At 44.2% G+C, this 14909-nt stretch carries 12 protein-coding genes and 1 pseudogene; 11 read left to right on the top strand and 2 right to left on the bottom strand.

Annotation, left to right across the window (positions count from 1 at the left end):
* Positions 1-36 precede the first annotated feature (36 nt).
* From MHH79_RS14845 to coaE, 10 genes and pseudogenes are all read left to right on the top strand, one after another.
* Complete coding sequence (locus tag MHH79_RS14845) at positions 37-501, top strand: DUF441 domain-containing protein (protein ID WP_004398695.1); 465 nt, start codon at positions 37-39, stop codon at positions 499-501.
* A 333-nt stretch (positions 502-834) separates the two neighbouring features.
* On the top strand, positions 835-1953 hold the full coding sequence (gene citZ / locus MHH79_RS14840; RefSeq protein WP_004398810.1) for a citrate synthase: 1119 nt from the start codon (positions 835-837) through the stop codon (positions 1951-1953).
* Between the two features lie 164 nt (positions 1954-2117).
* Positions 2118-3389 carry an NADP-dependent isocitrate dehydrogenase gene (icd, locus tag MHH79_RS14835; RefSeq protein WP_014477637.1) on the top strand — a complete coding sequence of 424 codons (1272 nt, stop codon included), beginning with the start codon at positions 2118-2120 and terminating at the stop codon, positions 3387-3389.
* A 43-nt stretch (positions 3390-3432) separates the two neighbouring features.
* On the top strand, positions 3433-4371 hold the full coding sequence (gene mdh / locus MHH79_RS14830) for a malate dehydrogenase (RefSeq protein ID WP_003237775.1): 939 nt from the start codon (positions 3433-3435) through the stop codon (positions 4369-4371).
* Positions 4372-4582: 211 nt separating this feature from the next.
* The gene (phoP, locus tag MHH79_RS14825; RefSeq protein ID WP_014477634.1) at positions 4583-5305 is read left to right on the top strand and encodes a two-component system response regulator PhoP; all 723 of its coding nucleotides are present in this window, start codon (positions 4583-4585) and stop codon (positions 5303-5305) included.
* Positions 5298-7037 (top strand): sensory box histidine kinase PhoR, encoded by a 1740-nt coding sequence (gene phoR / locus MHH79_RS14820; RefSeq protein WP_063335812.1) that lies wholly within the window; start codon positions 5298-5300, stop codon positions 7035-7037. Before phoP ends, phoR begins: the two co-directional genes overlap by 8 nt.
* A gap of 243 nt (positions 7038-7280) precedes the next feature.
* Complete coding sequence (gene polA, locus MHH79_RS14815) at positions 7281-9923, top strand: DNA polymerase I (RefSeq protein ID WP_251218134.1); 2643 nt, start codon at positions 7281-7283, stop codon at positions 9921-9923.
* Positions 9924-9945: 22 nt separating this feature from the next.
* Positions 9946-10776, top strand: a complete 831-nt coding sequence (gene mutM, locus MHH79_RS14810) for a DNA-formamidopyrimidine glycosylase (protein WP_015714500.1) — start codon at positions 9946-9948, stop codon at positions 10774-10776.
* A 148-nt stretch (positions 10777-10924) separates the two neighbouring features.
* Positions 10925-11575: pseudogene (gene ytaF / locus MHH79_RS14805) on the top strand (sporulation membrane protein YtaF); the annotation flags it as partial.
* A gap of 15 nt (positions 11576-11590) precedes the next feature.
* A complete protein-coding gene (gene coaE, locus MHH79_RS14800; protein ID WP_309530168.1) occupies positions 11591-12184 on the top strand; it encodes a dephospho-CoA kinase in 594 nt (197 codons plus the stop codon).
* 40 nt (positions 12185-12224) lie between these two features.
* Here coaE and ytbE read toward each other — a convergent pair whose 3' ends face one another.
* Both ytbE and MHH79_RS14790 read right to left on the bottom strand, forming a co-directional pair.
* On the bottom strand, positions 12225-13067 hold the full coding sequence (gene ytbE, locus MHH79_RS14795) for an aldo/keto reductase YtbE (RefSeq protein ID WP_251218135.1): 843 nt from the start codon (positions 13065-13067) through the stop codon (positions 12225-12227).
* 23 nt (positions 13068-13090) lie between these two features.
* Complete coding sequence (locus MHH79_RS14790; RefSeq protein WP_015483547.1) at positions 13091-14281, bottom strand: MFS transporter; 1191 nt, start codon at positions 14279-14281, stop codon at positions 13091-13093.
* Positions 14282-14464: 183 nt separating this feature from the next.
* Here MHH79_RS14790 and MHH79_RS14785 point away from each other — a divergent pair, with 183 nt between their 5' ends.
* Positions 14465-14845 (top strand): winged helix-turn-helix transcriptional regulator, encoded by a 381-nt coding sequence (locus MHH79_RS14785; protein ID WP_003229458.1) that lies wholly within the window; start codon positions 14465-14467, stop codon positions 14843-14845.
* Positions 14846-14909 lie beyond the last annotated feature (64 nt).

Below are 14909 nucleotides of genomic sequence, written 5' to 3'. Positions count from 1 at the left end.
AATATGAATACATTCATCTTAAAGGAGGGATGGCATGTGTTTACACAAGCGAATTTATTTTTAATTTTACTCTTGGCTATCGCACTTATCGCAAAAAACCAATCATTGCTCTTTGCTGTATCCGTCCTTTTGATCATCAAAATCGTTGGACTTGATCAGAAATTATTTCCGACCATCCAGTCAAAAGGCATTAACTGGGGTGTGACCATTATTACCATCGCCGTTCTTGTCCCGATTGCCACGGGAGAAATCGGATTTAAGCAGCTTGGAGAAGCAATGCGGTCTTCCTACGCATGGATCGCCCTTGGAGCGGGGATCGCAGTGGCGCTGATTGCAAAAAACGGCCTGACCCTGCTTGAAAATGATCCGCATATTACAACTGCTCTCGTGATCGGGACCATTCTTGCAGTCGCGCTTTTTGGAGGAGTTGCGGTGGGACCGCTGATCGGAGCGGGGATTGCTTATTTAGCCATGCAGATCGTAAAACTGTTCACTTCATAAAAAAAAGCGGCCTTAAAGCCGCTTTTTTTGTATGCAAAAACCCGCAAATAAAGGCGTTTTTTCGGGGAAATCACAGAATGAAAAAAAAAATTATAGGTAAACATTTAACAAATGTCTGATTATTGTTTATAATGAGAATAGGCTTAAACTTAAATAAGCTTATAAGAATTTGTTATGTTCTTTCATAAGCAAAGGGTTTTAGTACCAGCAGCCAGTAAAATGTAAGCATTTTCTTTTTGGGGGAGAGAAATACTTGCATCGTGCTTTTTAAGTAAGCCTCATGTTTTTACAACACTCTTAAAGGGGAAATTTATTGAAAAGGAGATGTTATATATGACAGCGACACGCGGTCTTGAAGGGGTTGTAGCAACAACATCATCTGTTAGTTCTATTATTGATGATACCCTTACATATGTGGGGTATGATATCGATGATTTGACAGAGAATGCAAGTTTTGAAGAAATCATCTACTTGCTTTGGCATCTAAGGCTGCCAAACAAAAAAGAGCTTGAAGAGTTAAAGCAGCAGCTTGCAAAGGAAGCTGCCGTTCCGCAAGAAATTATTGAGCACTTCAAATCTTATTCCCTCGAAAATGTTCATCCCATGGCTGCTCTTCGGACAGCAATTTCATTACTAGGCCTGCTAGACAGCGAGGCTGATACCATGAACCCGGAAGCCAACTACAGAAAGGCGATCCGCCTTCAGGCAAAGGTGCCTGGCCTGGTTGCAGCGTTTTCCAGAATTCGCAAGGGTCTTGAGCCTGTTGAACCGAGAGAAGATTACGGTATTGCGGAGAATTTTCTTTACACATTAAACGGTGAAGAGCCTTCACCAATTGAAGTTGAAGCCTTCAACAAAGCATTGATTTTACATGCTGACCATGAGCTGAACGCGTCAACGTTCACAGCGAGGGTCTGCGTCGCAACACTTTCTGACATCTATTCAGGCATTACTGCAGCAATCGGCGCGCTGAAAGGGCCTCTTCACGGCGGAGCGAATGAAGGCGTTATGAAAATGCTGACAGAAATCGGTGAAGTGGAAAATGCTGAGCCGTACATCCGCGCTAAACTTGAAAAGAAAGAAAAAATCATGGGATTCGGCCACCGTGTGTATAAGCATGGTGATCCGCGCGCGAAGCATCTGAAAGAAATGAGCAAGCGCCTGACCAACCTGACAGGCGAAAGCAAATGGTATGAGATGTCAATTCGTATAGAAGACATCGTCACATCAGAGAAAAAGCTTCCGCCTAACGTTGATTTCTATTCGGCTTCTGTATATCACAGCCTCGGTATTGACCATGATTTGTTTACACCGATTTTTGCTGTAAGCAGAATGTCCGGCTGGCTCGCTCATATTCTTGAGCAGTATGACAACAACCGTCTGATCCGCCCGCGGGCAGATTACACAGGCCCTGACAAACAAAAATTCGTTCCGATTGAAGAAAGAGCCTAAAGAACCATTGGAGGCTGGCTTGCGTCAATGAGGTTAGCCTCTTGTTCAGAACATCAAAATTGGGTTACACTTTAAATTGAATGTTGGGAAAAATCATTTTGTTTTCTATATAAGAAAAATAAAATGTTTTCTAAATATGAATTACATACTGGGAGGTTTTTATTGTGGCACAAGGTGAAAAAATTACAGTCTCTAACGGAGTATTAAACGTACCAAACAACCCGATTATCCCATTTATCGAAGGAGACGGAACCGGTCCTGATATTTGGAACGCGGCTTCGAAGGTTTTGGAAGCAGCAGTAGAAAAAGCATACAAAGGCGAAAAGAAAATTACATGGAAAGAAGTTTACGCCGGAGAAAAGGCTTATAATAAAACAGGTGAGTGGCTCCCTGCTGAAACATTAGATGTGATCCGCGAATATTTCATCGCGATTAAAGGCCCGTTAACGACACCTGTCGGCGGCGGTATCCGTTCTTTGAACGTAGCGCTCAGACAAGAGCTTGACCTATTCGTCTGCTTAAGACCTGTAAGATACTTTACTGGAGTGCCGTCACCGGTAAAACGCCCTGAAGATACTGATATGGTCATCTTCCGTGAAAATACAGAAGATATTTACGCAGGCATCGAGTATGCAAAAGGCTCTGAAGAAGTGCAAAAGCTTATCAGCTTCCTTCAAAATGAGTTAAACGTCAACAAAATCCGTTTCCCTGAGACATCAGGTATTGGCATTAAGCCTGTTTCAGAAGAAGGAACAAGCCGCTTGGTCAGAGCTGCCATTGATTATGCGATCGAGCATGGCCGCAAATCTGTAACGCTTGTTCACAAAGGAAACATCATGAAGTTCACAGAAGGCGCCTTCAAAAACTGGGGCTATGAACTTGCTGAAAAAGAATACGGAGATAAAGTCTTCACATGGGCTCAATATGACCGAATTGCTGAAGAAGAAGGAAAAGACGCTGCCAACAAAGCGCAAAGCGAAGCGGAAGCAGCAGGAAAAATCATTATCAAAGACAGCATTGCTGACATTTTCCTTCAGCAGATCTTAACGCGTCCAAACGAGTTTGATGTCGTTGCGACAATGAACTTGAACGGAGATTACATTTCTGATGCTCTTGCTGCGCAAGTCGGCGGAATCGGCATTGCTCCTGGAGCGAACATCAACTACGAAACAGGACATGCGATTTTCGAGGCGACGCACGGAACAGCTCCTAAATATGCAGGCCTTGATAAAGTAAACCCATCTTCGGTTATTCTTTCAGGCGTTCTGCTTCTTGAGCATTTAGGATGGAACGAAGCGGCTGATTTGGTTATCAAATCTATGGAAAAAACAATCGCTTCTAAAGTCGTAACTTACGATTTTGCTAGATTAATGGACGGGGCGACTGAAGTGAAATGTTCAGAGTTCGGAGAAGAACTGATCAAAAACATGGACTAAGCAAGGAAAAAGCCTAAAACTAGCCATAAAGGAGAAGAGAGACATGGGAAATACTCGTAAAAAAGTTTCTGTTATCGGAGCAGGTTTTACCGGAGCTACAACTGCATTTTTAATCGCTCAAAAAGAGCTGGCAGACGTTGTTCTTGTTGACATTCCGCAATTGGAGAACCCGACAAAGGGAAAAGCGCTTGATATGCTTGAAGCAAGCCCGGTTCAAGGCTTTGACGCAAAAATTACGGGAACATCCAATTACGAGGATACAGCTGGCTCTGACATTGTTGTCATTACAGCCGGTATCGCAAGAAAACCTGGTATGAGCAGAGATGATCTGGTCTCTACAAACGAAAAGATTATGAGAAGCGTTACGCGGGAAATCGTGAAATATTCTCCTGACTCTATTATTGTGGTGCTGACAAATCCTGTTGATGCAATGACATACGCGGTGTACAAAGAATCAGGCTTCCCTAAAGAGCGTGTAATCGGCCAGTCCGGTGTGCTTGATACGGCAAGATTCAGAACATTTGTGGCAGAGGAATTAAACCTGTCAGTGAAAGATGTGACTGGTTTCGTACTCGGCGGACACGGTGACGATATGGTGCCACTTGTGCGTTATTCTTATGCTGGCGGTATCCCGCTTGAAACTCTTATTCCGAAAGAACGGATTGACGCAATTGTGGAGCGCACTAGAAAAGGCGGAGGCGAAATCGTGAATCTTCTTGGAAACGGAAGCGCGTATTATGCGCCTGCGGCTTCTCTGACAGAAATGGTCGAAGCGATCTTGAAAGATCAGCGCCGCGTCCTTCCTACAATTGCTTATCTTGAAGGGGAATACGGCTATGAAGGCATCTACCTTGGTGTTCCTACAATTGTAGGCGGCAACGGTCTTGAGCAAATCATTGAACTTGAACTGACAGACTATGAAAGAGCGCAGCTGAATAAATCAGTTGAATCTGTCAAAAATGTCATGAAAGTATTATCCTAATAAAAAGAGAGAAAGGCTTGCTTAATACAGCCTTTCTCTTTTTACTATAAATGAAAGCGTTATCATGCACATCTATATTTCTTTTAAAAATGATGTAAAAGGCGAATTGTCGGAATGTCCTGCTTTCGCTAAAATAAAATCATGAAACATGTTAAGATGACATAAAATAGAGAAATAGGATGTCGGGGAATTATAATACTGGAGGCACAGCATGAACAAGAAAATTTTAGTTGTGGATGATGAAGAATCTATTGTTACTCTTTTACAGTACAATTTGGAACGGTCAGGCTATGATGTCATTACCGCCTCGGATGGGGAAGAAGCACTCAAAAAAGCGGAAACAGAGAAGCCTGATTTGATTGTGCTTGATGTGATGCTTCCAAAATTGGACGGAATCGAAGTATGCAAGCAGCTGAGACAGCAAAAACTGATGTTTCCCATTTTAATGCTGACAGCGAAGGATGAGGAATTCGACAAAGTATTAGGGCTTGAGCTCGGTGCTGATGATTATATGACCAAGCCGTTCAGTCCAAGGGAAGTAAATGCGAGAGTAAAAGCGATTTTAAGGCGTTCGGAAATGGCTGCGCCCTCTAGTGAGATGAAGAATGATGAAATGGAAGGCCAGATCGTAATTGGCGATCTGAAAATCCTGCCTGATCATTATGAAGCGTACTTTAAAGAAAGTCAGCTTGAACTGACACCGAAAGAATTCGAACTGCTGCTCTATTTAGGCAGACATAAAGGCAGAGTTCTGACAAGAGACCTGTTGCTGAGCGCAGTCTGGAATTATGATTTTGCCGGAGATACGAGAATAGTTGATGTGCACATCAGCCATCTTCGCGACAAAATTGAAAACAATACCAAAAAACCGATCTACATTAAAACGATTAGGGGATTGGGGTATAAACTGGAGGAGCCAAAAATGAATGAATAAATACCGTGTGCGCCTTTTTTCTGTATTCGTTGTCTGTATGATTCTGGTGTTTTGTGTCCTCGGGCTGTTTTTACAGCAGCTTTTTGAAACATCTGATCAAAGGAAAGCAGAGGAACACATTGAAAAAGAAGCAAAATACTTGGCTTCGCTTCTTGATGCCGGCAATCTGAATGATCAAGCAAATGAGAAAATCATTAAAGATGCAGGCGGCGCGCTTGATGTGACCGCATCCGTTATCGATACAGACGGCAAGGTGCTGTATGGGTCAAACGGGAGAGCGGCTGATTCCCAAAAGGTGCAGGCGCTTGTTTCTGGACATGAGGGGATTCTGTCAACAACAGATAACAAGCTTTATTACGGACTTTCACTTAGAAGCGAAGGTGAAAAAACAGGATATGTGCTGCTTTCCGCCTCTGAAAAAAGCGACGGCTTAAAAGGCGAATTGTGGGGGATGCTGACGGCCAGTCTTTGTACCGCATTTATCGTCATTGTTTATTTTTATTCCAGCATGACCTCACGTTATAAAAGGTCAATTGAGTCAGCCACAAATGTAGCCACAGAACTCTCTAAGGGCAACTACGATGCACGGACATACGGCGGCTATATTAGGCGTTCTGATAAGCTAGGACATGCGATGAACAGCCTTGCCATTGATCTGATGGAAATGACGCGAACGCAGGAAATGCAGCGGGATCGGCTGCTGACAGTCATTGAAAACATTGGCTCCGGGCTGATTATGATCGACGGAAGAGGCTTTATTAATCTCGTAAACAGGTCTTACGCCAAGCAGTTTCATATCAATCCGAATCATATGCTGCGCCGTCTTTATCACGATGCATTTGAACATGAAGAAGTGGTCCAGCTTGTCGAAGACATTTTTATGACGGAGACAAAGAAATGCAAGCTGTTAAGACTGCCGATCAAAATAGAACGGCGTTATTTTGAAGTGGACGGCGTTCCGATTATGGGGCCGGACGATGAATGGAAAGGAATTGTGCTTGTTTTCCATGACATGACGGAAACAAAGAAATTAGAGCAGATGAGGAAGGATTTTGTGGCCAATGTTTCTCATGAGCTGAAAACGCCGATTACGTCCATAAAAGGGTTTACGGAGACGTTATTGGACGGGGCGATGGAGGATAAAGAGGCGCTTTCTGAATTTCTCTCTATTATTCTTAAGGAAAGCGAAAGGCTTCAGTCTTTGGTTCAGGATTTGCTCGATCTCTCAAAAATCGAGCAGCAAAATTTCACGCTCAGTATCGAAACGTTTGATCCGGCCAAAATGCTTGGTGAGATTGAAACGCTTCTGAAGCATAAGGCGGATGAGAAAGGCATCTCCTTGCAACTGAATGTCCCGAAAGACCCTCAATATGTATCTGGTGACCCGTACAGGCTGAAACAGGTATTTCTTAATCTCGTAAACAATGCGTTAACCTACACGCCTGAGGGGGGCTCCGTGGCTATCAATGTAAAGCCCAGAGAAAAAGAAATTCAGATTGAGGTTGCCGATTCTGGAATCGGAATTCAGAAAGAAGAAATTCCGCGCATCTTTGAACGCTTTTACCGCGTAGATAAAGACAGAAGCAGGAATTCGGGCGGAACAGGGCTGGGCCTTGCGATTGTCAAGCATTTAATAGAGGCTCATGAAGGGAAAATTGATGTCACAAGCGAGCCTGGACGGGGAACTGTCTTTACCGTGACGCTGAAACGGGCCGCTGAAAAGTCCGCCTAATGTTTACAAAGGTTTAACAATATCTTCATGCACTGTTAAACCTATGCTGGTAGGATGTAGTAGAACCCCTTCATCCAAGGAGCCAATTTTGACGGCGGGAACCTATTTGTGTTCCCGTCCTTTTTTGTGTCTTCTCTTATAGTTCACGTATTTTCCTTTCAAATTGAACTTTGTTAAAATAAGAGGAGCTAATGACTATGTAAGAGATGAATGGAAGCCTGAGGCTTCTTAGGAGGAAATTGAATGACGGAACGAAAAAAATTAGTGCTTGTAGACGGAAACAGTCTGGCTTACCGGGCGTTTTTTGCATTGCCGCTGTTAAGCAATGATAAAGGTGTTCATACGAATGCTGTATACGGCTTTGCGATGATTTTGATGAAAATGCTTGAGGATGAAAAACCGACGCACATGCTGGTTGCGTTTGATGCCGGGAAAACAACATTTCGTCACGGCACATTTAAAGAATATAAAGGCGGCAGACAGAAAACTCCGCCTGAGCTTTCCGAACAAATGCCGTTTATCCGCGAGCTGCTGGATGCCTACCAGATCAGCCGCTATGAACTGGAACAATATGAAGCGGATGATATTATCGGCACACTGGCCAAATCGGCTGAAAAAGACGGATTTGAAGTTAAGGTTTTCTCAGGGGATAAGGATTTAACCCAGCTGGCAACGGACAAAACGACAGTTGCCATTACGAGAAAGGGAATTACCGACGTTGAATTTTACACACCGGAGCATGTCAAAGAGAAATATGGGCTTACGCCTGAACAAATCATTGACATGAAGGGTCTGATGGGCGATTCCTCAGATAATATTCCGGGTGTGCCCGGCGTCGGAGAAAAGACTGCGATTAAGCTTTTAAAACAATTTGATTCCGTTGAAAAGCTGCTGGAGTCCATTGACGAGGTGAGCGGAAAGAAATTGAAGGAAAAGCTTGAGGAGTTTAAGGATCAAGCATTGATGAGCAAGGAGCTTGCGACAATTATGACAGATGCTCCGATTGAGGTATCTGTTTCCGCTCTGGAATATCAAGGCTTTAATCGTGAACAGGTCATTGCCATCTTTAAAGATCTTGGCTTCAACACGCTTCTTGAACGGCTTGGAGAAGACAGTGCAGAAGCAGAACAGGATCAATCGTTGGAAGACATTAATGTCAAAACAGTCACAGACGTGACAAGCGATATATTGGTTTCTCCATCCGCATTTGTCGTTGAACAGATTGGCGATAATTATCATGAAGAGCCGATTCTCGGATTTTCGATCGTAAATGAAACGGGAGCTTATTTCATTCCGAAAGACATTGCCGTTGAGTCTGAGGTGTTTAAAGAATGGGTGGAAAATGACGATCAGAAGAAATGGGTCTTCGACAGCAAGCGGGCTGTTGTCGCTTTGCGCTGGCAGGGCATTGAGCTGAAAGGAGCCGAGTTTGATACGCTCCTTGCGGCTTATATCATCAACCCGGGCAATTCATATGACGACGTTGCGAGTGTGGCTAAGGATTACGGCCTGCATATCGTTTCAAGTGATGAATCAGTTTATGGAAAAGGAGCAAAACGAGCAGTGCCGTCAGAAGACGTACTGTCTGAGCACCTTGGCCGAAAAGCGTTAGCGATTCAAAGCCTTCGGGAAAAGCTCGTTCAGGAGCTGGAAAACAACGACCAGCTTGAACTGTTTGAAGAGCTGGAAATGCCTCTTGCGCTTATTCTCGGCGAAATGGAATCAACTGGCGTCAAGGTCGATGTTGACCGTTTAAAACGGATGGGTGAAGAACTGGGTGCGAAGCTGAAGGAATATGAAGAAAAAATCCATGAGATTGCGGGAGAGCCGTTTAACATCAATTCTCCGAAACAGCTAGGCGTCATCTTATTTGAAAAGATCGGTCTTCCTGTCGTAAAGAAAACGAAAACAGGCTATTCTACGTCTGCCGATGTGCTTGAAAAGCTGGCTGACAAGCATGATATTGTCGACTATATTTTACAGTACAGACAAATTGGCAAGCTTCAATCAACATATATCGAAGGGCTTTTAAAGGTGACGAGACCGGATTCGCATAAAGTGCACACGCGATTTAACCAAGCCTTAACGCAAACTGGCCGTCTCAGCTCGACTGATCCGAACCTGCAAAACATTCCGATCAGGCTTGAGGAAGGGCGGAAAATTCGCCAAGCTTTTGTGCCGTCTGAAAAAGACTGGCTCATTTTTGCAGCCGATTATTCACAAATCGAGCTGCGGGTGCTTGCCCATATTTCAAAGGATGAAAATCTGATCGAAGCTTTTACAAATGATATGGATATTCACACGAAAACGGCAATGGATGTGTTCCATGTCGCTAAGGATGAAGTGACATCTGCGATGAGACGCCAGGCGAAAGCGGTCAACTTTGGCATTGTTTACGGGATCAGCGATTACGGTCTGTCACAGAACCTCGGCATTACTCGGAAGGAAGCGGGAGCATTTATCGACCGCTATCTGGAAAGCTTCCAAGGCGTAAAAGCGTACATGGAAGATTCAGTACAGGAAGCGAAGCAAAAAGGATACGTAACAACGCTTATGCATCGCCGCCGCTACATCCCTGAGCTGACGAGCCGGAACTTTAATATCCGAAGTTTTGCGGAGCGGACGGCCATGAATACGCCGATTCAAGGAAGCGCCGCTGATATTATCAAAAAAGCCATGATTGACATGGCTGCCAAGCTGAAAGAAAAACAGTTGAAAGCAAGGCTTCTGCTTCAAGTACACGATGAATTGATTTTTGAGGCACCACAGGAAGAAATTGGAATTCTCGAAAAGCTTGTTCCTGAAGTGATGGAGCATGCGCTTGCATTAGATGTGCCGTTAAAGGTGGACTTTGCATCAGGCCCATCTTGGTACGATGCGAAATAAACAGAGATAGGAAGTGATGGATGTGCCGGAATTACCAGAGGTTGAGACGGTCCGGCGCACTCTGACCGGGCTTGTAAAGGGAAAAACAATCAAATCGGTAGAGATCAGATGGCCGAATATCATCAAACGGCCTGCCGAACCGGAGGAATTTGCGCGAAAACTAGCAGGAGAAACGATACAGTCCATCGGAAGACGGGGAAAGTTTTTACTGTTTCATTTAGATCATTATGTTATGGTTTCTCACCTTCGAATGGAAGGAAAATACGGTCTTCATCAAGCCGAGGAGCCTGACGATAAACACGTGCATGTCATATTCACGATGACGGATGGAACCCAGCTTCGGTACAGGGATGTGCGGAAATTTGGAACCATGCACTTATTTAAACCGGGAGAAGAAGCGGGCGAGCTCCCGCTTTCTCAGTTAGGTCCGGAGCCGGATGCAGAAGAATTTACGAGTGCGTATTTAAAAGAACGGCTTGCGAAAACAAACCGCGCTGTCAAAACTGCCCTACTGGATCAAAAAACGGTAGTTGGACTAGGGAACATTTATGTGGATGAGGCTCTTTTCAGAGCGGGTGTCCATCCCGAGACAAAAGCAAATCAATTATCAGATAAAACAATCAAAACCCTTCACGCTGAAATCAAAAACACCCTGCAGGAGGCGATTGATGCGGGCGGAAGCACAGTCCGTTCATATATCAACTCCCAAGGGGAAATCGGAATGTTCCAGCTGCAGCATTTTGTGTACGGAAAAAAAGACGAGCCATGCAAAAATTGCGGCACGATGATTTCGAAAATTGTCGTTGGAGGAAGAGGCACGCATTTTTGCGCAAAGTGCCAGAAAAAAAAGTAGCATAATGCTTCATCGTCCAAGCTGTCGGTGCATATATCAGTAACTCTGTAATGGAGGATGCCATTTTCGAAACACGGATTTTTCACTTTCCCATATATATGATTGTGATGAATCCCGGGCATTTCACATCTGATACAAGAGCACCAACAGAAAGGAAGAAACGGATATGCAAATGGTTTCTATACTGCTGCTGGCGTTGGCTGTCAGCTTGGACAGTTTTTCAGTCGGATTTACGTATGGATTGAGAAAAATGAAAATACCGTTTAAAGCGATTTTGGTTATCGCCTGCTGTTCCGGTGCTGTCATGTTTATATCCATGCTGATCGGAAGCTTTCTCACGAAGTTTTTTCCTGTATATGTGACGGAGAAGCTTGGCGGTTTGATATTGGTTGGAATCGGTGCGTGGGTTCTGTATCAATTTTTCAAACCGGCAAAAGATAAAGAATACCTATTGCATGAAAAAACACTGCTTAATTTAGAGGTTCGGTCATTAGGGATTGTGATTCATATTTTGAGAAAACCCATGAGTGCGGATATCGACAAATCGGGTGTGATCAACGGAATTGAGGCGGTCTTATTGGGATTTGCCTTATCGATTGATGCCTTTGGAGCAGGTATAGGCGCAGCCATTCTCGGTTTTTCACCGATTGTGATGAGCATCGCCGTGGCAATCATGAGCTCGCTGTTTGTATCAATTGGAATCAATGCCGGCCATTTTCTCTCTAAGTGGAAATGGATCGATAAAATGGCGTTTTTGCCGGGGCTTCTGCTGATCACGATTGGGCTCTGGAAATTGTAAAAAGGAGTGGATCTCTTGACCTTAGTCATTGGTTTAACGGGAGGAATAGCTAGCGGCAAAAGCACGGTAGCCAATATGCTGATTGAAAAAGGAATAACAGTTATAGATGCAGATATTATTGCAAAACAAGCGGGAGAAAAAGGGATGCCGGCCTACCGGCAAATCATTGACGAATTCGGTGAAGACATTCTGCTCCCAAATGGCGATATAGATCGGAAAAAGCTTGGGGCACTGGTATTTACAAATGAACAAAAGCGTCTCGCTTTAAACGCAATTGTTCATCCCGCAGTCAGGCAGGAAATGCTCAAGCGCCGTGATAAAGCCGTTGCAAATCGGGAGGCATTTGTTGTATTGGATATACCGCTATTGTTCGAAAGCAAATTGGAATCATTAGTTGATAAAATTATTGTGGTCAGTGTGACAAAAGAGCTTCAACTGGAACGTCTGATGAAGCGCAATCAGCTGACGGAAGAAGAAGCAGTCAGCCGTATCCGCTCTCAAATGCCCTTAGAGGAAAAAACAGCAAGAGCAGATCAAGTCATTGATAACAGCGGCACGCTTGAAGAGACCAAAAGGCAGCTTGATGAAATCATGAACAACTGGGCTTAATCAAAAAACACCGTTCATATTGAACGGTGTTTTTTTGCCATTAAAAATCAAAGTTGTCCGGATCAGGACCGACGCGTAAGTTTTCATTCAGTGCATCGATTCGGTTCATGTCATCCTGCGTTAATTCAAAGTCAAATACGCTTGCGTTTTCTTTAATGCGGTGTTCCTTCGTTGATTTAGGAATCGTAATGATGCCATGCTGCAGATCCCAGCGCAAAATAATTTGTGCGACAGATTTATTATATGTTTGAGCGATGTCAGCCAATACAGGATGATCCAGCAGCTGCCCCTGCATTAAAGGTGACCAAGCCTCCATCTGGATGCCCTGATTTTGGCAGTATCTTATCAACTCTTTTTGTGTAAGGCGCGGGTGAAATTCCACTTGGTTAATCATAGGCTTAATTTCAGCTGCCGTCATCAGATCTTCAAGATGGTGAATTTGGAAGTTGCTTACGCCAATCGCTTTGATACGGCCTTCTTTATACAGCGTTTCAAGCGCTCTCCAAGCTTCTTTATACTTTCCTTCTACAGGCCAGTGGATGAGGTATAGATCCAAATAATCCAGACCGAGTTTGGACAGGCTTGTTTCAAACGCGGCGAGTGTATCCTCGTAGCCTAAATCCGCATTCCATACTTTCGATGTGATAAACAGATCATCTCTTAAAATGCCTGCTTCTTCAATGCCTTCCCGAATCCCTTCTCCGACTCCAGCTTCATTTCCATAGATTGCTGCAGTATCAATACTGCGGTACCCGTGAACAATGGCAGTTTTAACTGCGTTTATCAGTTCAGATCCTTCTTCCACTTGGAACACGCCGAGGCCGAACCAAGGCATTTCCACCCCATTATGAAGTATTGCTTTTGCTTGTAAATGTGTTGTCATGATCATTTCCTCCTTTAAAATTGTCAGGCTTCCTGCCGATCTCGTTTTTCCATCAAGCGGCTCCAGCCTGTTAAAATGACTGCACCGACCACCATTAATCCGCCTATCCAAGCGGTATGAATCAATCCGATTGAATCGGTGATCACACCGCCAAGGTATGACCCAAGCGCGATCCCTGCATTAAAAGCAGCGATATTCATCGCGGATGCGACGTCAACTGCACTCGGGACAAAACGCTCAGCCAGCATGACGACATACACCTGAAGGCCGGGCACGTTCATAAAGGCCAGCAATCCCATACAGAGAATGGTAATGAGCCCAGCTGCTTGATACGGGGCTGTAAATGTCAGTACGAATAGAACAATTGCCTGTACGATAAACATATAGAATAAAGCGGCAATCGGATTTCGGTTTGACAGCTTTCCGCCAATCATATTGCCGATAGCAATAGCTATTCCGTATCCGAGCAGAATCACTGCAACAGTCCCGGCTTTGAAGCCTGTTACTTCCTGAAGCAGGGGAGACAGATACGTGAACACAACGAATGTTCCTCCGTATCCAAGCGCTGTAATGACAAATAAAAGCAATAACCGGCTGTTTGTCACAAGCTTCAATTGATCCCGCATCGTTGTTTTCGTCCCTTTTCGTAATTTGGACGGTACAAGAATGCCATTTGTAATGAAAGCAATGATTCCGACGGCGATAATGACCATAAAGGCGAAACGCCAGCCAAACTGCTGGCCGATAAATGTCCCAAAAGGAACTCCGGTTACAGTTGCCACAGTGAGGCCAGTAAACATAATTGAAATCGCGCTAGCCCTTTTATCTTCCGGGACAATATCCGCTGCGATTGTCGAACCGATCGACATAAACACACCGTGCGAAAATGCCGATATCACACGTGCAGCTAGTAAAATCCCGATGCTTGAAGCGGTTGCTGCCATCGTATTACCGGCAATAAAAATAAACATGATCCAAAGCAATAGTGTCTTACGTGACATGCTTGAGGTCAATGAAGTTAATATAGGTGCCCCAAATGTAACGCCGAGCGCATAAAGGGAAACGGTCAATCCTGCTGTCGTGACTGGAATATCCAGGTCATCAGCAATGAGCGGCAAAAGGCCGACACTGATAAATTCAGTTGTCCCTATTGCGAATGCACTTACGGCCAAAGCCAGTAGTGCAGGAATACTGCTTTTATTGGCTGAAGTCATGATGTTCCTCCTTTGTAAGATGTGTTGTATGATTGAAATTCTGCCGAGTAAGCTATATAAATAAAAAAGAGCAGATTCAAATCAGCCGGCAAATGTGATTATGAAACATATCGTTAAGAAATAAAAGTACGTACTTTTAAGTGCTATAGTCACTTTTTAGTGCCTGTGAGGAGAATGGATTGTATGGAGAAGAAAAAATATAACATTTCTGTTGAAGCGACTCTTGAAGTGATTGGAGGGAAATGGAAATGCGTCATTTTATGCCATCTGACGCACGGAAAAAAACGCACAAGCGAATTAAAACGCCTAATGCCCAATATCACGCAAAAAATGCTGACTCAGCAGCTGCGCGAGCTGGAAGCGGACGGTGTCATTAACCGAATCGTATATAATCAAGTTCCTCCCAAAGTGGAATACGAGCTCAGCGAATACGGCCGCAGCTTAGAAGGAATTTTAGATATGCTGTGTGCTTGGGGAGCGAATCATATTAACAGAGTGTACGGGGATACATTTTCTGTGCTAGAAGAAAGTGTGCTCAATGATAAGTTAAAACAGGAATCATAAAGCATGAGGGCAGTCAGTGCGGAGCGCTGGCTGCTTTTTGGTTCTTACGCCTGATATTCTGTGC

The sequence above is a fragment of the Bacillus sp. FSL K6-0993 genome, assembly GCF_037977205.1.
GTDB lineage: Bacteria > Bacillota > Bacilli > Bacillales > Bacillaceae > Bacillus > Bacillus subtilis.
The sequence above is the reverse complement of the archived record's forward strand: the minus strand, read 5'-3'. Positions and strand labels throughout refer to the sequence as shown.

Bases quoted from the DNA above. Each gene is read 5' to 3' on its own strand.
- MHH79_RS14790 (WP_015483547.1), bottom strand. From the start codon at position 14,281: ATGACTTCAGCCAATAAAAGCAGTATTCCTGCACTACTGGCTTTGGCC.
- citZ (WP_004398810.1), top strand. From the start codon at position 835: ATGACAGCGACACGCGGTCTTGAAGGGGTTGTAGCAACAACATCATCT.
- phoP (WP_014477634.1), top strand. From the start codon at position 4,583: ATGAACAAGAAAATTTTAGTTGTGGATGATGAAGAATCTATTGTTACT.
- MHH79_RS14785 (WP_003229458.1), top strand. From the start codon at position 14,465: ATGGAGAAGAAAAAATATAACATTTCTGTTGAAGCGACTCTTGAAGTG.
- phoR (WP_063335812.1), top strand. From the start codon at position 5,298: ATGAATAAATACCGTGTGCGCCTTTTTTCTGTATTCGTTGTCTGTATG.
- ytbE (WP_251218135.1), bottom strand. From the start codon at position 13,067: ATGACAACACATTTACAAGCAAAAGCAATACTTCATAATGGGGTGGAA.
- polA (WP_251218134.1), top strand. From the start codon at position 7,281: ATGACGGAACGAAAAAAATTAGTGCTTGTAGACGGAAACAGTCTGGCT.
- mdh (WP_003237775.1), top strand. From the start codon at position 3,433: ATGGGAAATACTCGTAAAAAAGTTTCTGTTATCGGAGCAGGTTTTACC.